Raw genomic sequence first — 19825 nt, 5'->3', positions numbered from 1 at the left:
TCTCTCCTTAGAACCAGACTTCGGCCTGCACGCCGAAGTTCAGCGTATCGGTGTCGCCGCTGCGCGAGTAGCTACCGGCGGAAAGGGTATTGGTGCTCCAGTCGTAGTTGCCGTCCAGCGCGTCGGACACCCCTTTATCCCACTTCGCGTAAGTCACGAAGAAGCGCAGCTGCGGGCGAGTCCAGAAGCCGGAATCAAAGGTCAGGGTCGGCGCGATGGTCACTTTAGTCAGGCCGCCTTTGCCTTTGCCGTCCACGCCTTTGTAGTTTTTATCGTCGAGATATTCGTAGCCCAGCTCGTACTGCATGGCGAAGTTTTTGGTGATCTGCTGGTACGGGCGAATCCCCGCCACCCAGCTGGTGCGCCCCCAGCCTTCGGCGTCTTCCGTCCACCAGCGGTAGTTTTTGTCTTTCTGATAGTAGGCGAACGTGGAGATTTCCCAGTCGCCGAGCGAGGCCATGTTATCCAGCACCACGCGCCAGGACTGGGTATCGTCGAGGTTTGCCCAGCCCCAGCCGTTTTTACCCAGCGAGTCTCCCGCCGCCAGGCCGCGCCCGTACTGGAAGACCACGCGAGAGTAGCCGCCGGTCAGGCCGTAAAAGCCGTCAAAGTTGTAAACGCCGGTCACGCCGTAGCCCTTCTCCGCCGAGGTCGGGTGCTTCTCGTTGCGGTTCATGTGGTGGCCAATCAGCTCAAGATCGAAGCCGGTGCCGCCGATCTTTTTCAGCCACAGGTTGAGCGAGTAGTCATCCGGATAGCCCTGATCGCCTTTGTCGACCGGGTAGGCTTTGGTTTCATCCGTCGGCGAGAAGGCGTAAACCCCGGCATCGAAGCGCGCGAAGCCGAGATCCATGTTGTCGAAGCCGCCGCCGGTACCGTTGTACTGAATGTACTCCCAGTCGAACTGGTGGCTGGAGGTGTTGGAGCTGCTGTAGCGCTTACCGGCCCAGAAGGTCATTTCCGGGGCGAAGTCGAGATTTGACAGTTCGGCAAAACCTTCACGGAACTGCACATCATGCCCGTCGTCATCCTGACAGTTCCAGTCTGAGGTGCATTTCGACTGATGGGTAATGTTGGCCTGGACTTTAGCCACCACGCCGCTGTCCGAGGTTAACGTCACCGTCGGGATCAGTTCGATCTTGGTGTCCTCTTCGTTGCCCAGACGCCACTTGCCGTCCGGCATCAGGCCAACGGAGTCGGCGCGGTTACCGTCGGCGTTGGCGAGGATCCCCGAACGGATATAGCCGTGGAGCATAAAATCGTACTTCTGATCGGCGATGGCGCAGTCGCTCATCACCGCGAGGGCGAGTAAAGACAGAGGTATTGAATGATTTAGCCTGATCATTTTTTATCCTTGGTTATTTTTTTATTAACACTGCCTGAGAACGGGAGGAAATTTACGGATCAAAATTGGAAATGTACATCCGTTAATGGAAAGCGCTTTCCGTAATTGCCGGATGAGTTCACAAATTTAACGATAGCGGGCAAATATTCGTGATTTAGATCACATCTTTGAGCGGAAATAAAAAAGCCCGCGCGCGGCGGGCTGTGGCAGGCAGGCGAAAAGCTTAGCGTTCGGCGTCGGCGAGCTGCCGTTCATAGACCTTGAAGAACGGACGATAGAGCATCCAGGCATTAAAAATGGCGAACAGGCACATGCAGAGGTTTTTCCAGCTGCCGTTGGCTGACCACGCCGCGCCGAGCGGCGCCGGCATCGACCACGGCAGCATCGCCACCGCCCGATCGAGAACCCCAAGATGGGTTAAATACCAGGCGATACAGGCATTTATCAGCGGCACAAAAAGAAACGGCAGCAGGAAAACCGGGTTCATGATAATCGGAAAGCCGAACAATATCGGCTCATTGATGTTAAACAGCGAGGGCAGCAGGCCAATTTTCCCCACGCTTTTCAGCTGCCGCGAACGGCTGCGCATCGCCATAAACACCAGCGGCAGCGTCGAGCCGATACCGCCGATCAGCAGGTAGAAATCCCAGAATCCCTGCAGGTAGATATGCGGCAGCGTAGCGGAACCGGCGGCCAGCGCCTGCTGGTTTTCAAACAGATAGGTCATCCAGAACGGGTTCATAATCCCGGTGATAATCAGCGCGCCGTGAATGCCGACAAACCAAAGCAGGTTGCAGATAAATAAAGAAATTAATACCGCAGTTAGGGTATCGGACGCCACCACCAGCGGCCGCACCGCTTCGCTAATCAGCTCCGGTAAAATGCGCCCGGTGCTCTGCAGCAGCAGCGCGTTGATGACGCTAATAGAGAGCATCACCACCAGCAGCGGGATCAGCAGCTGAAAGCCGTTGCGGGTCATCACCGGCACCTCTTCCGGCAGGCGGATGCACCAGCCTTTCTTATAGAAAAAGCGCACGATTTCAATAGAGTAAGTGCTTGAAATCAGCGCGGTAAAAATCCCCATTCCGCCGAGGAAAATATTGGTCGCGCCGTTGTCGCGAAAGCCGATAAACAGCAAAAACGCCAGGCAGCCGGTCAGCCCGCAGAGCCGCTCCGGCAGCCGGTACTGCTTGGCAAGGCTGGCGCTGGCGCCGAAGGCCACAATCAGCGCCACCAGCCCGATAGTCAATTCAAAGGTTGGCAGCAGAATGGGCCGCAGCTGGAAATAGAACTGGCCGAAAGCCGATGCGCCGTTGATGGAAACGGGCGGAAACAAAATCGGCACCAGCAAACTTCCCACAATCACAAACGGCATCGCCAGCGCAAAGCTGTCGCGCATCGCCGTAATGTGGTTATTGCGCGTCAGAACGTTGGCCAGCGGCGCCAGCCGCTGCTCGATGATATCGACGGCAACATTCATCAACTGAATGTTCATAATCCTGCCTTTAAGAATAGAGGTGTCGCCAGGATGATCGCGCACTCCCGGGTAAAGTAAAAGCCCGCCATAGGTGATCGTGGTCACAATAAATAAATCCACAAACGGAAAGCGCTTTCCGTTTTATATCCGTTATGACTATAGTCGGCGCATCCATCTCATCAGGAGCGATATATGAAAAAGATAATGTTGTGCTGTTCCGCGGGCATGTCCACCAGCCTGCTGGTGAAAAAAATGATCGCCGAAGCCGAGCAGCGCGGTCTGCCGGTGGAGATCAACGCCTTTGGCGTCGCGGAATTCGATCAACAGGTCGGCCATTACCAGGTGGTCCTGCTGGGGCCGCAGGTGAAATACATGCAGAAAGATCTGCAAAAGCAGGCTGATAAATACGGTATCCGCGTGGAACCCATCAACATGATGGATTACGGCATGCAGAAAGGCGGCGCCGTACTGGATTTCGCGCTTTCCCTTATCGATAACAAAAACTAAGGAAAGATCATGAGCTCTCTGTACGCGAAGCTGATCGCCGTGATTGAACAGAAGATCACGCCTATGGCGGGGGCGATCGGCCAACAAAAATACGTCACCTCCATCCGCGACGGTTTTATTACCGCCCTGCCCTTTATGATCGTCGGCTCGTTTTTGCTGGTCTTTATCTTCCCGCCGTTTTCCCCGGATACGACGTGGGGCTTTGCCCGCGCCTGGCTGCAATTTTCTCTCGATCATCGAGATGCGCTGATGCTGCCGTTTAACTTCAGCATGGGGGTGATGACGCTGTTTATCGCCGTCGGGATCGCCGCCAGCCTGGCAAAACACCACAATCTGGACTCGCTGACCGCCGGGATGCTGTCCCTGATGTCGTTCCTGCTGGTGGCCGCGCCGCTGAAAGATGGCCAGATCTCCACCGCCTACTTCTCCGGCCAGGGGATCTTCACCGCAATTCTGGTGGCGATTTACTCTACCGAGCTGTACGCCTTCCTCAAGCGCCACAATATTACGATCCGTCTGCCGCCTGAAGTGCCGGCGGGCGTGGCGCGCTCGTTTGAGATCCTGATCCCGGTGCTGGCGATCGTGCTGACGCTGCATCCGCTGAATCTGTTTATCGAAGCGCAGCTGGGCATGATCATCCCGGAAGCGATCATGTCGCTGGTGAAACCGCTGGTGGCGGCGTCCGATACCCTACCGGCGATTCTGCTGTCGGTGCTGGTGTGCCAGGTGCTGTGGTTTGCCGGCATTCACGGGGCGCTGATCGTCACCGGGATTATGAATCCGTTCTGGATGGCGAACCTGTCGATCAACCAGGCGGCGATGGCCGCAGGCACCGCGATCCCGCATATCTATGTCCAGGGCTTCTGGGATCACTATCTGCTGATCGGCGGCGTCGGCTCCACCCTGCCGCTGGCTTTGATGCTGCTGCGCAGTAAGGCGGTGCATCTGCGGACGATTGGCCGGATGGGCGTAGTGCCGGGCGTATTTAACATCAACGAACCGATTCTGTTCGGCGCGCCGATCATTATGAATCCGCTGTTCTTCCTGCCGTTCGTGCTGGTGCCGATGATCAACGCAACCCTGGCCTACTTTGCGCTGAAGCTGGACCTGGTGAGCCGCGTGGTGTCGATGACGCCGTGGACGACGCCGGCCCCTATCGGCGCCTCGTGGGCGGCGAACTGGAGCTTTAGCCCGGTGATCATGTGCCTGATTTGCATGGCGACGGCGATGGTGATGTATCTGCCGTTCCTCAAAGCCTACGAAAAACAGCTGCTGGAGCAGGAGCACGCTAACGCGGCGGCCCAGGCCGAAAGCGCGCCGCAGTCCGCATAATTCATACTATTCAGAGGTTTGTCATGGAATTAGAAGAACAGGTAATGGGTATCATCATCAACGCCGGGCAGTCGCGTAGTCTCTGTTACGAAGCGCTGAGCTGCGCTAAAGCGGGTGATTTCGCCGCCGCCGACGAAAAAATGAAAGAAGCGGCGCATTTTGCCCGCGAGGCGCATTTGGTACAGACCCAGCTGATTGAGGCCGACGAAGGCGAGGGTAAAACCAAAATGACTCTGGTGATGGTTCACGCTCAGGATCATCTGATGACCTCGATTCTGGCGAAAGAGCTGATCGGCGAACTGATCGCCATTTACCGCTCGCGACCGCTGCACGCGTAGGGTTCCCCCTCTCCGGGGAGAGGAGATGACGTAGCCCGGGTAAGGCGTTTACGCCGCAACCCGGGAAAACGGTAAATGCTCATGTCACCTGGCTGACTGACTTCCCGGCTCGCGCTGCGCTTAGCCGGGCTACCTGAACTACACGCGTAGCGGCCCGGGAAACCGTCGACCACAATTAAGGACAACCATGCTACATCTGGGTTTAGACATTGGCGGCACCAAAATGGAAGCCGTCCTGCTCAACGCGGCGGGCGAGTGCGTCTATCGCCAGCGCCGTCCGACGCATAAAGAGAGCTATCAGGCGTTTATGCAGCAGCTGCTCGGACTGATTGCGACCGTCCGCGACTGGAGCGAACGGCCGTTTACCATCGGCATCGGCCTGCCGGGGGCTATCGACCCGCAAAGCGGCCTGATTAAAAACTGTAACTGTCTGGTGCTCAACGGCCACGACCTGCGTCATGACCTGATGCGGGAACTTGGTCAACCGGTATGGATGGCGAACGATGCCGACTGCTTCACTCTCTCTGAGGCGGTAGACGGCGCGGGCGCGGGGGCAACGACCGTATTCGGCGTTATCATCGGTACCGGCTGCGGCGGCGGCGTTGCGGTGAACCAACGGCTGCTCAGCGGGCCTAACGCCATCGCTGGCGAATGGGGACACAATCCTCTGCCGGGCTATTGCCCCGAGCGCGACGGCCCGGCGCAGCCCTGCTACTGCGGCAAAGAAAATTGCATCGAAAGCTTTATCTCCGGTACCGGCTTTGCCCGCCGCTACGGCGAGCAGGCGCCTGCGGAAGCGATTATCGCCGCCGCGCAAAACGGCGAACCGCAGGCGCTGGCCCACTGGCGGCATTTTATTGACGCTTTCGGCCGTAGCCTGGCGTCGGTAATCAATATCCTCGATCCGCAGGTGATTGTACTGGGCGGCGGGCTCTCCAACGTCGGGCAAATCTATGAGCAGCTGCCGTCGGCGATTGTCCCGTATCTCTTTTCCGACAGCTGCCGAACGCAGATCAAACAGGCCCGCTTCGGCGACGCCAGCGGCGTGCGCGGCGCGGCCTGGCTGCCGGTTCTGGCCAACGCTGAAGCCGGTCGGCGGTAGACACTTTTTTCAGCAGGTATGCTAAGCTAGGCGAAAATATTCAGACAGAAAATGCCATGCCAACCATTGATGATGTTTCAAGATTAGCGAATGTCTCCCGAGCGACGGTATCCCGCGTGCTGACCGGCACGCGGGGCGTGCGCGAAGAGAGCCGGGAAGCGGTGCTGCGCGCGGTAGAGGAACTTAACTACCGCCCGAGCTTTGCCGCGCAAAACCTCGCCAGTCAGACATCCAATCACGTGGGGCTGGTGATCCCGGCGAACGATGACAGCAGCGGCGCGCGCCTGCTGCCGATGCTCTCGCTAGCGCTGAAGGGGCTGAATAAAAACCTGATTGTTCAGTACGTCACGGATGCGGCGGAACAGGCGGCGGTCGTCGACGATTTACAGCGCCAGTGCGTGGCGGTGGTGGTGCTCGGCGCCGTGCCGGCGGATGCGCCGCGCAACGTGATCTCCTTTGACCGCTTCAGCATTGCCGGGGTCAATAATCAGGGCTACGACTACGCTTTTGCCACCGAAAGCGCCTGCCGCTACGTGATCGGCAAGGGCCATCGCAATATCGCGCTGATCGTTGATAACGACAGCGATGACGCCAGCCGCCAGATGCTCGAAGGCTATCGCAACGTCCTGCAAAACTACTCCATCCCTTTTAACCGGCAGCTGATGCTGGCGGCCAACGATAACGTTGAACAGGCGCTGCTGACGCTGATTAACAGCTTCAGCAAATACTCGGTGATTATCGTGAAACGGGACCGCTACGCCGCCGAAGCGATGCGCCTGCTGCGCGAGTTCAACGTTGCCGTACCGCAGGAGGTCTCGCTGCTGAGCCTGGAAGATTCTCCCCTCGCCTCGCTGCTCAATCCGCCGCTGACCTGTATCTCCTGGCCGCTGGAGCAGCTGATGGAGAACTGCCTGCAGCGTATCCGCAACCTGATTGACGAGCGCCCCACCTTCTCTCCCGAAGGGCGCACGCTGGCGGGCCGCCTGATCCCCCGCCAGTCGGTGGCCGATCTCTCCTGATTTCAGCGTCCGGCCTTCCGCGTGGCCGGGCCTTTTCCTCTCCGGCCGCGGGTTCGCACGCTAATCATTCGCCTCACATCTAAATAATAATTATTTTCATTTATAAATAGCTTGTGCTATATAACATAGCAATGGCTATAAATGATGATTAATTAACCGCAACGTTGTGAGGGACCTTATGCTGCACCTGCCACCCCTGAAGCATCTGATGTTTGCCGCCACGCTGGCGCTGCTGGCCGTCGCCCCCGTCCAGGCAAAAGAGAAATTTAAAGTGATTACCACCTTCACGGTGATCGCCGATATGGCGCAAAACGTCGCGGGCGACGCCGCCGACATCAGCTCCATCACCAAACCGGGGGCCGAGATCCATGAATATCAGCCGACCCCCGGGGATATCAAACGCGCGCAGGGCGCGCAACTGATCCTCGCCAACGGCCTGAACCTTGAACTGTGGTTCGCCCGCTTTTATCAGCACTTAAACGGCGTACCGGAAGTGGTGGTCAGCAACGGTATTCAGCCGATGGGCATCAGCGAAGGGCCGTATAACGGCAAACCCAACCCGCACGCGTGGATGTCGGCGGACAATGCGCTGATCTACGTCGATAATATTCGCGACGCGCTGGTGAAATACGATCCTGCGAACGCCGACGCCTATCGCCACAACGCCGAAGCCTACAAAGAGAAGATCCGCCAGACCATGGCGCCGCTGAAGGCGGAACTGGCGAAGCTGCCGCAGGATAAGCGCTGGCTGGTGACCAGCGAGGGCGCGTTCTCCTATCTGGCCCGCGATAACGGCCTCCAGGAGCGCTATCTGTGGCCGATAAACGCCGACCAGCAGGGCACCCCGCAGCAGGTGCGCAAAACCATCGACACCATGAAGAAAGAGCGGATCCCGACTATCTTTAGCGAAAGCACCATCTCTGATAAACCGGCGCGTCAGGTGGCCCGGGAAGCCGGCGCCCACTACGGCGGCGTCCTGTACGTCGACTCTCTGAGCGCCGCCGATGGCCCGGTGCCGACCTATCTCGACCTGCTGCGCGTCACCACCCAAACCATCGTCCAGGGCATCAACGACGGACTAAGGAAACAGGCATGAGTCACGAGCTGCCGGGCCTCGCGGTCAACAATGTCAGCGTCACCTACCGCAACGGTCATACCGCGCTGCGCGATGCTTCTTTTAGCGTCCCGCGCAGCTCCATCGCGGCGCTGGTCGGGGTGAACGGCTCGGGAAAATCGACGCTGTTTAAAGCGCTGATGGGCTTTGTGCGCGTCGGAAAAGGCGATATTGCGATTCTCGGTCAGCCGGTTAATCGCGCCCTGCGGCAGAACCTCGTCGCCTACGTTCCGCAGGCGGAAGAGGTGGACTGGTCCTTCCCGGTGCTGGTGGAAGATGTGGTGATGATGGGGCGCTATGGCCATATGGGCTGGCTACGGCGGGCCAAACCGCGCGACCATGAGATTGTCGACGCCGCCCTGGCGCGGGTCGGCATGAGCGAGTACCGCCACCGCCAGATCGGCGAACTCTCCGGCGGGCAGAAAAAGCGCGTGTTTCTGGCCCGCGCTATCGCTCAGCAGGGAAAAGTCATTCTGCTGGATGAACCCTTTACCGGCGTCGACGTGCAGACCGAAGCGCGCATCATCGAGCTGCTGCGGGAACTGCGCGACGAAGGCTGCACCATGCTGGTTTCCACCCATAACCTCGGCTCGGTAAGCGAGTTCTGCGACTACACGGTGATGGTCAAAGGCACCGTGCTGGCCAGCGGCCCGACGGAAAGCACCTTTACCGCCGAAAACCTCGAACTGGCGTTTAGCGGCGTGCTGCGCCACGTGGTGCTGAGCGGCGCGGAAGAGCGGATTATCACCGACGATGAGCGGCCGTTTATCAGCCGTCGGGCGGCGGGAGGCGAAAGATGAGCTGGCTACTGGAGCCGTTTGGTTATCACTATATGCTGAACGCGATGTGGGTCTCGGCGCTGGTGGGCGGGGTGTGCGCGTTTCTCTCCTGCTACCTGATGCTTAAAGGCTGGTCGCTGATTGGCGACGCCCTCTCCCACTCCATCGTGCCCGGCGTGGCGGGCGCTTATATGCTCGGTCTGCCCTTCGCGCTGGGGGCGTTTCTTTCCGGCGGCCTGGCGGCGGGCAGCATGCTGTTTCTTAACCAGCGTTCGAAGCTGAAGGAAGACGCGATTATCGGCCTGATCTTTTCCTCTTTTTTCGGTATTGGCCTGTTTATGGTGTCGCTGAACCCCACTTCGGTGAATATCCAGACCATTATTCTCGGCAATATTCTGGCCATCGCCCCGGAGGATATTATCCAGCTGGCGGCGATTGGCTCTATTTCGATGGCGATTCTGCTGCTGAAGTGGAAAGACCTGATGGTGACCTTTTTCGATGAGAACCACGCTCGTTCCATTGGCCTGAATACCACCGCGCTGAAGCTGCTGTTCTTTACTCTGCTGGCGGCCTGTACCGTGGCGGCGCTGCAGACCGTCGGCGCGTTTCTGGTGATTTGCCTGGTGGTGACGCCCGGGGCCACCGCCTGGCTGTTGACCGACCGCTTCCCGCGCCTGCTGGCGATTGCCGTCGCGATTGGCAGCCTGACCAGCTTTTTCGGCGCGTGGCTGAGCTACTATCTGGACGGGGCGACCGGGGGGATTATCGTCGTCGCCCAGACGCTGCTGTTTTTAGCCGCTTTTGTTTTCGCGCCGAAGCACGGCCTGCTCGCCAGCCGTCGCCGCGCCAGGGAGGCCTCATGCTGAGCGCGCTGATTGAACCTTTCCAGTTCTCCTTTATGGTCAACGCCATGCTGGTGGCGGCGATCGTTGCCGCCCCCTGCGCGCTGCTGTCGGTGTTTTTGGTGCTCAAGGGCTGGGCGCTGATGGGCGATGCCATGAGCCACGCGGTTTTTCCGGGCGTGGTGGTGGCGTATATTCTCGGTATCCCCTTCGCCATCGGCGCGTTTATCGCCGGGTTGTTCTGCGCCATCGCCACCGGTTATCTCGACGATAACAGTCGCATTAAGCGCGATACGATCATGGGCATCGTATTTTCCGGGATGTTTGGCGCGGGCCTGGTGCTGTACGTGTCGATTCAGTCGGAGGTCCATCTCGATCATATTCTGTTTGGCGACATGCTGGGTATTTCCGCCAGCGATATTGCGCAAACGTCGCTGATCGCGCTGGCGATTGCGCTGATAATCGGGCTTAAGTGGCGTGATTTTCTGCTGCACGCCTTTGATCCGCAGCAGGCGAAGGCCAGCGGATTGCGCTGCGGGCTGCTGCATTATGGGCTGCTATGCATGATTGCGCTGACCATCGTGGCGACGCTGAAAGCGGTGGGGATCATTTTGTCGATTTCGCTGCTGATAGCGCCGGGGGCGATCGCTCTGCTGCTGACGCGGCGTTTTGTCAGCGCCCTGCTGCTGGCGGTGGCGATAGCGTTAAGCTGTTCGCTGGGCGGCGTGTGGCTGTCGTTTTATCTCGACAGCGCCCCGGCGCCGACCATTGTGGTGCTGTTTACCGTCCTGTTCGTTGTCGCGTTTGTCTGGACGTCGGTTCGCGATAGTCAAACCACGGCTCGTTCCGGCGAGGCCCCGGGTCGCGGCTGACGCCTTACCCGGGCTACAGACCGCACGAATTGTAGCCGGGGAGTTTATTGCTGGACGTCGGTTCGCGATAGTCAGACCACAGCTCGTTCCGGCGAGGCCCCGGGTCGCGGCTGACGCCTTACCCGGGCTACAGACCGCACGAATTGTAGCCCGGCTAAGCGCAGCGCGAGCCGGGGAGTTTATTGCGGCTTTTTGGGCCGACACTTTTCCGGTAACTCCGGCACCGGGCGTTTGTCATCGATCAGGTGGCGAATCGTCAGGATCGGGTGCCGCCAGAGCATCCGCGGCCCCGCCCAGCGCATAATCTGCTTCATCTCTTCGCGTTTCGCGGGCTGATAGCAGTGCACCGGGCACTGCTTGCAGGCGGGCTTTTCTTCACCAAATACGCACTTATCCAGCCGCTTGTCGGCATAGCCGTTGAGCGCCTGATAGTGTTCGGCGTCGTCGCGAGCATCCGGGCAGCGGCGCTGGTAGAGCGCAATCATGCTGCTAATGGTCTTTTTTTCCCGCGCAATACGTTTGCCCGCCATCGCCTGTTCCCCCCGATAAAGATGCATTCATAATACACATTCAGAGAGGACGATGCAGCCCCATACTCCCTGAGGATTATGCCGGTTTATCCACGTGCCCCAGCGGTTTTTCCGGGAAGCACACATCGCGCACCCGGCGCTTGAGCTCCGCCGCGTCGGGGAAACCGCCATCCTGCTTGCGCTCCCAGATTTGCACATCATCAACGGCCACCACGAAGATCCCGCCGGTTCCCGGAACCAGCGTGACCGAAGCGATATCGGTGCTAAAGCTGTGCAGCAGTTCCTGTGCCATCCAGCTGGCGCGCAGCATCCAGTTGCACTGCGAACAGTAGGTGATGGTAATCGCGGCTTTATGGCTCATCGGCTTCTCGCTGTCGGTAAAAGGGCAAATTGTAAACAACTTGCAGATTAATTGAAGATAACATGATTATTTTGTTGCAAACGATAATACCTATCATTACCATTCGCAATCAACAAGCATGGAGAAAAAACGTCCAGTAACGGAATAACCGGACACACCTGCACTCTGGAAGTAACGCGTGAGCCAATACTCAAAACCTATCCCAGTAGGCGTCATTGGCGCAGACAGTTTGAACACGGCCAGCGCGGAAGAACCGGAGCGTACACGTAGTACGTGAGGATTCTGAGCACTGCCCAGGTTCAAAATGGCAAGCAAAATAGCCCTAATGAGATAGGTTCTAATAATTATTAAGGCGTGGCTACTATGTATAACTCCACTCAATCAACAGCATGGTTCAAGAAAAGCCTGCTGGTGACTTCTTTGCTTACAGCAATTTATCAGACTTCCGCCGGGGCGGCTGATACCACCGCGAAAACCACCAGCAGCGCATCGACTGATGACAGCTCGGAACGGATGACCGTTACCGCGCCGGCGCCGTTGCTGAAAGCGGGCAGCGAACATTCGATCGGCGCTCAGGAGCTGCAGGATAAAGGGGCCAACGACTTTGGCTCGATCATGCGCTACGAGCCGCTCATTAGCGCCACCGGCGCCAGCGGCGGTTCCGGCAACGGCAAAAGCGGCTTCGACCGCGGCGGCTATACCGGCTACAACATCCGCGGCATGGAGAGCAACCGCGTCGGGATCGACGTCGACGGCATCGCCCAGCCGAACGCCACCGGGCGCAGCTACGCCAGCCGCGCGGGCCTTAATACCTTCGGTATGGGCCGCGACTATATTGACCCCTATATGTACGGCAGCATCGATATTCAGTCCGGGGCGACATCAACGGAAACCGCTAACAGCGCCATCGGCGGCAACGTCTCTTTCCGCCCGAAATCTGCGGATGACTATCTGCATCCGGGCAAAACCAGCGCCTTCGGCTACCGCAGCGGCTACGACTCGTCCGATCGCAGCTGGCACAACGGCGTCACGGTCGCCGGCGGCGACGAGACCCTGCGCGGGATCTTCGTCTACAGCCGTCGCGACGGTCAGGAGACGGAAAATAACAGCGGGACCGTTGATTCCTATCCGGCAAACTGGCACTCGGACGCCTTTATGGCCTCCGGGATCTGGCAGCCCAATGACGAACATAAGTTCACCAGCACCTTCGATTATTACCATAAAACGAACCACACGCATTACGACGCCTGGGACTCCAGCGGCAACAGCGTTATCGGTACGTCAAACCAGACCAGCCAGACCCGCCGCTGGGGCCTGAGCCTGAAAGACGACTGGACGCCGATGAACGACTATATCGACAGCGTATCGACCAAAGTCTACTACCAGCATACCGAGGCCCATGACTGGACATATATGCCGGACAGCGTCACCCGCGCGATGCAAACGGTGAGCTCCGACTACGATACCGACACCTGGGGGATTCAGAGCGCGCTGGCGAAATCGATAGGCCGCCACGATCTGAGCGCCGGTTTTAACGCCAGCACGACGAAAACCCAGCGGCCGTTAACCCAGTCGCCAACCCCGAGCGCCTATAGCCAGATTATGCAGCCGGACGCCGACAGCCGCGGCTATATCGTCGCCGGCTTCCTGCAGGACAAAATTAACTTCGACCTCGACGGCCATAACTTTGCGGTTATCCCGGGCATTCGCGTGATGCATCAGTCGACCAAACCGGAAAACGTCTCCGATTTGGCCAACAACAGCAGCGTGCTGACCGGTTCCGACGTGTCAAATCTGTACGGTAAGAACGCTGATACCCAGGCGCTGCCGTCGCTGGTCTTGCAGTACGATATCACCCCGCGCCTGATGACTTATCTGCAATATCAGCGCGGCGCGCAGTTCCCGAACGCCAGCCAGCTATACGGTTCGTGGAACCTCGGCTCCAGCTACGCCGGACGCGCCCAGTATGCGCTGATCGGCAACACCGATCTGAAAACCGAAACCAGCGATAACGTTGAGTGGGGGATGAAGGGCGAAGTGGCGGAAGGCATCACCATGCGTACCGCGCTGTTCTACAACACCTATAAGAACTTTATCGCCTATACCCGCTACACCCGCGCCAATAATCCGACGCAGTTCACTAACGTACCGTCGAACATCTACACCATTTACCAGGCGGAAAACCGCGATAAAGCGTACATCTACGGCGGCGAAATCAGCGCTAAATTCAACTTTGGCACCTGGTTTGAAGAGGTTAACGGCCTGAGTGCCACCCTCGCTTACGGCTATAGTGAAGGGCAATCGAAATCCAGCTACAGCGGCGATAAGTACGTCGACCTCGATAGCGTCGCGCCAATGAAGGCCATCGTCGGCGTGGCGTGGGACGATCCGGCAAAAGTGTACGGCACCGCGCTGACCGCCACCTTTGTTAAGGGCAAGCGCGCCACCGCCACCAACCGCGAAAGCTATACCAACTCCGGCTCCGCGATTACCGATTCGACCAGCGAGTATATGCGCGTTCCGGGCTACGGCATGCTGGACTGGACCGCGTACTGGCAGGTCGCGAAGAACGTGCGCGTCAACGGCGGCGTGTACAACATTACCGATCGTAAATACTGGGATTATCTGAGCAGCCGCAATATCGAAACGGCGACGAACCAGGACGCCAACGACAGAGCGCTGGCGGTGATGCCTGGCCGCACCTGGCAGCTGGGCGTGAACGTCGATTTCTGACCGGCCAATAATAAGAAACCTGCTCCCCGGCCGCGCGCCGGGGAAACTCATCGTAGAGAAGGATGTGAATTATGCAAAACACCCAACCGCAACATCCCCCGCTGTGGCAGCGCTATCTGACCACGAAAGCGCAATCTTCCGCGAAATACGCCCGCGATATCGCCGCCGAAATGGGGATCAGCGAAGCCGAGCTGACCGAAGCCCGCCTGGGCTACGACGCCGTACGTCTGCAGGACGACGCCCGCGCCATTCTGACGGCGCTGGAAACCGTGGGGGAAACCAAATGCATCTGCCGCAACGAATACGCGGTGCATGAGCAGGTCGGCGAATTTACCCATCAGCATCTGAGCGGCCACGCCGGGCTGGTGCTCAATCCGCGCGCCCTCGATCTGCGCCTGTTTCTCAGCCAGTGGGCCAGCGCTTTTCGCCTGAACGACAACGGCCGCCAGAGCATCCAGTTCTTCGATCCGCACGGCGACGCGCTGCTCAAGGTTTACACCACCGGCAATACCGACATGGCGGCCTGGGATGCGCTGATTGCCGGGCATACGCAGCAATCGCCTGCCCCGCTGGCGATTCGCCCGGCCGAACCGCTGAAATATGCCGACTCCGCCGACGCGGCGGCGCTGGAAAATGAATGGCGGGCCATGACCGACGTTCACCAGTTCTTCGGCCTGCTGAGAAAATATAGCCTGTCGCGCCAGCAGGCTTTCCGCCTGGTCAGCGACGACCTCGCCTGCCGCATTGACACCCAGACGCTGCCGGGCCTGCTGGAAACGATCCGCCAGGATGGCAACGAGATCATGATTTTTGTCGGCAACCGCGGCTGCGTGCAGATCTTCACCGGCGCGCTGGAGAAGGTCGCCCCGATGCGCGGCTGGCTGAATATCTTCAACCCCGCGTTTACCCTGCATCTGCGCGAGGAGAGCGTGGATGAGATCTGGGTGACCCGCAAACCGACCTCTGACGGCCACGTCACCAGCGTCGAGCTGTTCGCCAAAGACGGCACGCAGATCGCACAGCTGTTCGGTCAACGCAGCGAAGGCCACCCGGAGCAGGCGCAGTGGCGTGCGCAGGTCGATCGTTTGACCACCGAAGGGCTACTCGCATGAAGCGCTGGCTGATATTACTTGCGGCGTTTCCGCTGTTGGCCAGCGCCGCCGCCGAGCGGATTGTGTCACTCGGCGGCGACGTCACGGAGGTGGTTTACGCCCTCGACGCCCAGCGGCAGCTGGTGGCAAAAGACAGCACCAGCACCTGGCCTGCCGCCGCGCAGAGCCTGCCGGATGTGGGCTATATCCGCCAGCTGAACGCCGAGGGGATCCTCTCCCTGCGGCCGACGCTAGTGCTGGCCAGCGCCCAGGCGCAGCCCTCGCTGGTGCTGAAAAAGGTTGAAGAGAATAAGGTTAAGGTGATCAACGTCCCGGGCGGCTACGACCTGCCGGCAATCGAGGCAAAAATTGGCGTGATTGCCGACGCCCTTGGTAAGCAGAGCGAAGGTAACGCCCTGCGCCAGAAGGTTCATCAGCAGATCGCGCAAATTCCGTCGCAGCCCGTGAACAAGCGGGTGCTGTTTATTCTCAGCCACGGCGGCATGAATACCATGGTGGCCGGGAAACAAACCGCGGCGGATGGCGCAATCAGGGCGGCCGGGCTGCAAAATGCCATGCAGAGCTTCGACCATTATCGCAGCATGTCGCAGGAGGGCGTTATCGCCAGTAAACCGGACCTGGTGGTGATCTCCGCCGATGGGCTGAAAGGCATGGGCGGCGAAGCCGGGCTCTGGAAGCTGCCGGGGCTGGCGCAGACGCCTGCGGGACGCCATAAACAGGTACTGGTGATAGATGATATGGCCCTGCTCGGCTTTGGTCCGCGCACCCCGCAGGCGGTGCTCGCGCTGCGGCAAAAAGCGGAGCAGCTGCCCTGATGCGCTCCCACCCTGCCCGTCATCTGTGGTTAATGACGCTGCTGCTGATTGTCCTGACGCTGCTCGCCACGACCCTGGGCGCCATGCGTCTGCCGTTGGCCAGCCTGCTGCCCTCCGGCGATGAGATCCTGAGAAACATCTGGCTGACCATTCGCTTGCCGCGAGTGCTGCTGGCGCTGCTGGTCGGCGCCGCGCTGGCGCTCTCCGGCTGCGTGATGCAGGGGCTGTTTCGCAACCCCCTCGCCGATCCGGGGCTGTTAGGGATCAGCGGCGGCGCGGCGCTGGCGGTCGCCTGCTGGCTGGTGCTGCCTCTGTCGGTGCCGCTGCTCGTGGCGCTGTACGCCCCGATGCTGGCGGCGTTTATCGGCAGCATGGCGGTGATGGTGGTGATTTTTATCCTCAGCCGGGCGGGAGACGCCTCGCTTTCGCGCCTGCTGCTGGTCGGCATCGCCATTAACGCCCTGTGCGGCGCGCTGGTCGGGGTACTGGCGTGGATCAGCAACGATACCCAGCTGCGCCAGCTTTCGCTGTGGGGGATGGGCAGCCTCGGGCAGGCGGAATGGTCGACGCTGCTGGTGGCGGCCACGCTGATGATCCCGGCTTCCCTCGTGGTGTGGGCGATGGCTTCACGGCTTAACCTGCTGCAGCTGGGCGATGAAGAAGCGCACTACCTCGGCGTCAACGTTCGCGCCCTGCAGCGGCTACTGCTGCTGTGCAGCGCATTGCTGGTGGCGTCGGCGGTGGCTATCAGCGGCATTATCGGCTTTATCGGTCTGGTCGTGCCGCATTTGATGCGGATGTGGCTGGGGCCGGACCATCGCGGCCTGGTCCCCGGTTCGCTGCTGTGCGGCGCGATGTTACTGCTGCTGGCCGACACGCTGGCGCGTACCGTTGCCGCCCCCGCCGAGATGCCGGTCGGGCTGTTGACCAGCGTACTCGGCGCGCCGTGGTTTCTGTGGCTGATTTTTCGTCGGGAGAAAGGGACCCATGGATAACCGCTATAGCGCGCGTTCGCTGTCGCTGCGTCTGGGTAACCGGCAGATTATTCATGATGTTTCGCTCCAGCTCTGCGGCGGTGGAATGACGGCATTGATTGGCCCCAACGGCGCCGGTAAATCAACCCTGCTGCGCCTGTTGACCGGTTATTTAACGCCCGACGGTGGCGAACGGGTGGTGGAGGGCCGTCCGCTGGAGAGCTGGTCGGCAGAAACGCTTTCCCGCCGCCGGGCGGTGATGCTGCAGCGTACCCAGCTTCACGCCGACTGGCCGGTTGAGACGGTTATCGCCATGGGCCGTTCGCCGTGGGGCGGCGTAGCAAATGAGGAGATGATCCGCCGGGTGATGGAAGAGACCGGCTGCGATCATCTGGCCGGGAGACGCTACCCTTCCCTCTCCGGCGGCGAACAGCAGCGGGTGCAGCTGGCCCGCTGCCTGGCACAGCTGTGGCGCGATGGCGCCCCCGAGGGCTGGCTGTTTCTCGATGAGCCCACTTCGGCGCTGGATCTCTATTACCAGCAGCACCTGCTGCGCCTGCTCAAACGCCTGACCCGCAGCAGCCGGCTGCACGTCTGCATAGTGCTGCACGACCTGAACCTCGCGGCGCTGTGGGCCGACCGGATTCTGCTACTGTATCAGGGGAAGCTGGTAGCCGAGGGCACGCCGCAGGAGGTGATCCAGCAGCCGATTATCAGCCGCTGGTACGGCGCGGAGGTCAGCATGGGGGAACATCCCGATGCGGCCGTTCCGCAGGTCTTTCTGGCGCCGTGAACTGGTAGCAGTGTTGCGCCAGAATAGCCCGATGCCAGCCAATAATCCTTTCCCAGCTCGCGCTGCGCTTCGTCGGGCTACAATTCGTGCGGTATGTAGCCCGGCGAAGGCGTCAGCCGCGCCCGGAGGACTCCATAAGGGCGCTCGTTGTCAGTAAGGCATTGACGTCCGTTCCGTTCGTGATTAGCCGGTTACGGTCTTGAAGCCGTGCCATCCGGCGTCCGCGCCATCGTCCATGACGGAATGCCGCCTTCGCACGGATACTTCGCCGCTTCGGCCTCATCAAGATCAATTCCCAGACCCGGTTTATTATTTAGGTAGGCGTAACCGTGGTCTATCTCCGGGCATCCCGGGAAGACCTCGCGCAAAGCATCATTCATCGGCGTGTACTCCTGAATACCGAAGTTGGGCGAGCTAAGATCAAGGTGCATGTTCGCGCAAACCCCAACCGGTGAGATATCGCCAGGCCCGTGCCATGCGGTGCGCACACCGTTAAGCTCGCTATACACCGCCAGTTTCTTCGCCGGCGTAATCCCGCCGATAGTGCTGACATGGCAGCGGATATAATCGATCAGCTTATTGTCGATTAAGGGCTTCCACTCATTCACATTCACAAACAGCTCCCCCATAGAGATCGGCGTGGAGGCCTGCTGGCGGAGCATTTTAAGCCAGTCGATATTTTCCGGGGCGACAGGATCTTCAAGGTAGAAGAGCTGATATTGTTCAAGCGTTTTGGCGAGATGAATTGCGGTTACCGGCGTCACGCGCTCATGCACGTCATGAATGAACTCAATACCGAATCCCAGCTTGTTGCGCAGATGGTCAAACAGGCGAGGAACACTTTTAGCATAAGCGTCCGGGTCAAAATAGATTCCCGGCGTTTTGCTGCGCGGGGAACGCTTCGGTTGGATATTTTTCGCCCGCGCCAGTTGGGTCGCAATGAGCTTAAGATCGTCGGTACCCGCACCGCCGTACATCCCCATCTGACAGCGTACGTACTGGTATCCCTCTTCCATTCTGGCGCGGATATTGTCCTCGACTTCGACTTCGTCCCCGCCATCGGTATGGCAATACAGCGGAATGCCGTCGCGGCATTTACCGCCTAACAAATCATACACCGGCATGCCCGCCAGCTTACCTTTAATATCCCACAGCGCCATATCCACACCCGATAGCGCGTTGTTCATAATCGGTCCGCTGCGCCAGTAGCCGCTGACCGCGCCAGACTGCCAGATATCTTCAATTCGCGTGGGATCTTTGCCAATGAGAAAAGGCGCCATGTACTCATCGATAGCGCTTTTCACGGCGAAGATTCGCTGGGTAAACGTCGCACAGCCCAAGCCATACAGGCCTGGCTCGTTGGTTTCGACCTTCACAACCGCCAGATCAATGCCGCCGGGCGCCGTCAGAGTCGTTTTCACGTTGGTGATTTTCAGGTTACTCACTTTAACTCCTCAGTTCACAGAATTAACTGCCTGTCATGCTGTAAGCGAATATTATCGCCATATTTGTAAGTTGTCCTACAACTTTGCATTGTTATAACACGACGATTAGCGGCTCGTATCCTCAATCTTTATTTCTGTGATCGCGATCATCCCAGCAAACAAAAAAAAAGAATTAAAAACAATATATACAATTAGTTATACAAAACACCTCATTTAAACAGGAGTTGTGTTTGTGATCTATATTGCAAATTTATTTTTAGCTTATTGCTTTTGCTTCGCCAAAAAATCAAGCTTAAATAAGACAGTCGTCATACAAGTAAAATTAAGCGAGGAGA

Annotated in this window: 19 protein-coding genes; 14 read left to right on the top strand and 5 right to left on the bottom strand. The window is 58.9% G+C overall.

Annotated elements, in window-relative coordinates:
• Positions 1 to 7: 7 nt before the first annotated feature.
• Positions 8 to 1345, bottom strand: a complete 1338-nt coding sequence (locus SIK97_RS04870; RefSeq protein WP_057173210.1) for a maltoporin — start codon at positions 1343 to 1345, stop codon at positions 8 to 10.
• Positions 1346 to 1568: 223 nt separating this feature from the next.
• The gene (locus SIK97_RS04865) at positions 1569 to 2840 is read right to left on the bottom strand and encodes a PTS sugar transporter subunit IIC (protein WP_025106460.1); all 1272 of its coding nucleotides are present in this window, start codon (positions 2838 to 2840) and stop codon (positions 1569 to 1571) included.
• Between the two features lie 174 nt (positions 2841 to 3014).
• Here SIK97_RS04865 and SIK97_RS04860 point away from each other — a divergent pair, with 174 nt between their 5' ends.
• The 9 genes from SIK97_RS04860 (at position 3015) to sitD (ending at position 10727) form a co-directional block, all read left to right on the top strand.
• Positions 3015 to 3329 carry a PTS sugar transporter subunit IIB gene (locus SIK97_RS04860; RefSeq protein WP_004104871.1) on the top strand — a complete coding sequence of 105 codons (315 nt, stop codon included), beginning with the start codon at positions 3015 to 3017 and terminating at the stop codon, positions 3327 to 3329.
• 9 nt (positions 3330 to 3338) lie between these two features.
• Positions 3339 to 4661: a PTS cellobiose transporter subunit IIC gene (locus SIK97_RS04855; protein WP_004134311.1), complete on the top strand. Its 1323-nt coding sequence runs from the start codon at positions 3339 to 3341 to the stop codon at positions 4659 to 4661.
• A gap of 23 nt (positions 4662 to 4684) precedes the next feature.
• Complete coding sequence (locus SIK97_RS04850; protein ID WP_014226542.1) at positions 4685 to 4999, top strand: PTS lactose/cellobiose transporter subunit IIA; 315 nt, start codon at positions 4685 to 4687, stop codon at positions 4997 to 4999.
• Positions 5000 to 5186: 187 nt separating this feature from the next.
• Positions 5187 to 6101: an ROK family protein gene (locus tag SIK97_RS04845; protein ID WP_057173211.1), complete on the top strand. Its 915-nt coding sequence runs from the start codon at positions 5187 to 5189 to the stop codon at positions 6099 to 6101.
• Positions 6102 to 6157: 56 nt separating this feature from the next.
• Positions 6158 to 7120 (top strand): LacI family DNA-binding transcriptional regulator, encoded by a 963-nt coding sequence (locus SIK97_RS04840; RefSeq protein ID WP_025106458.1) that lies wholly within the window; start codon positions 6158 to 6160, stop codon positions 7118 to 7120.
• A gap of 178 nt (positions 7121 to 7298) precedes the next feature.
• Positions 7299 to 8216, top strand: a complete 918-nt coding sequence (locus tag SIK97_RS04835) for a metal ABC transporter substrate-binding protein (RefSeq protein ID WP_057173212.1) — start codon at positions 7299 to 7301, stop codon at positions 8214 to 8216.
• Positions 8213 to 9034 (top strand): manganese/iron ABC transporter ATP-binding protein, encoded by an 822-nt coding sequence (locus SIK97_RS04830; protein WP_047723017.1) that lies wholly within the window; start codon positions 8213 to 8215, stop codon positions 9032 to 9034. Before SIK97_RS04835 ends, SIK97_RS04830 begins: the two co-directional genes overlap by 4 nt.
• On the top strand, positions 9031 to 9879 hold the full coding sequence (gene sitC, locus SIK97_RS04825) for an iron/manganese ABC transporter permease subunit SitC (protein WP_014226546.1): 849 nt from the start codon (positions 9031 to 9033) through the stop codon (positions 9877 to 9879). Before SIK97_RS04830 ends, sitC begins: the two co-directional genes overlap by 4 nt.
• The gene (sitD, locus tag SIK97_RS04820; protein WP_057173213.1) at positions 9873 to 10727 is read left to right on the top strand and encodes an iron/manganese ABC transporter permease subunit SitD; all 855 of its coding nucleotides are present in this window, start codon (positions 9873 to 9875) and stop codon (positions 10725 to 10727) included. The genes sitC and sitD overlap by 7 nt, the downstream gene beginning before the upstream one ends.
• Positions 10728 to 10906: 179 nt before the next feature.
• Here the strand turns inward: sitD and SIK97_RS04815 are convergent, their stop codons facing one another.
• Both SIK97_RS04815 and SIK97_RS04810 read right to left on the bottom strand, forming a co-directional pair.
• On the bottom strand, positions 10907 to 11257 hold the full coding sequence (locus tag SIK97_RS04815; RefSeq protein ID WP_032750995.1) for a nitrous oxide-stimulated promoter family protein: 351 nt from the start codon (positions 11255 to 11257) through the stop codon (positions 10907 to 10909).
• Between the two features lie 76 nt (positions 11258 to 11333).
• Positions 11334 to 11618: a SelT/SelW/SelH family protein gene (locus SIK97_RS04810; RefSeq protein ID WP_004853555.1), complete on the bottom strand. Its 285-nt coding sequence runs from the start codon at positions 11616 to 11618 to the stop codon at positions 11334 to 11336.
• Positions 11619 to 11981: 363 nt separating this feature from the next.
• Between SIK97_RS04810 and SIK97_RS04805 the strand changes: the two genes are divergently transcribed.
• The 5 genes from SIK97_RS04805 to SIK97_RS04785 all read left to right on the top strand — a co-directional run bounded on the left by SIK97_RS04805 (position 11982) and on the right by SIK97_RS04785 (position 18045).
• Complete coding sequence (locus tag SIK97_RS04805; RefSeq protein ID WP_046877417.1) at positions 11982 to 14351, top strand: TonB-dependent receptor domain-containing protein; 2370 nt, start codon at positions 11982 to 11984, stop codon at positions 14349 to 14351.
• 71 nt (positions 14352 to 14422) lie between these two features.
• Positions 14423 to 15463 (top strand): hemin-degrading factor, encoded by a 1041-nt coding sequence (locus tag SIK97_RS04800; RefSeq protein WP_057173214.1) that lies wholly within the window; start codon positions 14423 to 14425, stop codon positions 15461 to 15463.
• Positions 15460 to 16278, top strand: a complete 819-nt coding sequence (locus tag SIK97_RS04795; protein WP_025106455.1) for a heme/hemin ABC transporter substrate-binding protein — start codon at positions 15460 to 15462, stop codon at positions 16276 to 16278. The genes SIK97_RS04800 and SIK97_RS04795 overlap by 4 nt, the downstream gene beginning before the upstream one ends.
• Entirely contained in the window at positions 16278 to 17273 is a 996-nt protein-coding gene (locus SIK97_RS04790; protein ID WP_014226552.1) for a FecCD family ABC transporter permease, read from the top strand. Before SIK97_RS04795 ends, SIK97_RS04790 begins: the two co-directional genes overlap by 1 nt.
• On the top strand, positions 17266 to 18045 hold the full coding sequence (locus SIK97_RS04785) for a heme ABC transporter ATP-binding protein (RefSeq protein ID WP_049101296.1): 780 nt from the start codon (positions 17266 to 17268) through the stop codon (positions 18043 to 18045). The genes SIK97_RS04790 and SIK97_RS04785 overlap by 8 nt, the downstream gene beginning before the upstream one ends.
• 191 nt (positions 18046 to 18236) lie before the next feature.
• On the opposite strand, the gene SIK97_RS04780 is transcribed toward SIK97_RS04785, so the two are convergent.
• Positions 18237 to 19490 (bottom strand): enolase C-terminal domain-like protein, encoded by a 1254-nt coding sequence (locus SIK97_RS04780; RefSeq protein WP_057173215.1) that lies wholly within the window; start codon positions 19488 to 19490, stop codon positions 18237 to 18239.
• Between the last annotated feature and the right edge of the window lie 335 nt (positions 19491 to 19825).

The organism is Klebsiella sp. JN_Kp126 (genome assembly GCF_033843325.1).
Lineage (GTDB): Bacteria > Pseudomonadota > Gammaproteobacteria > Enterobacterales > Enterobacteriaceae > Klebsiella > Klebsiella michiganensis.
The sequence above is the reverse complement of the archived record's forward strand: the minus strand, read 5'-3'. Positions and strand labels throughout refer to the sequence as shown.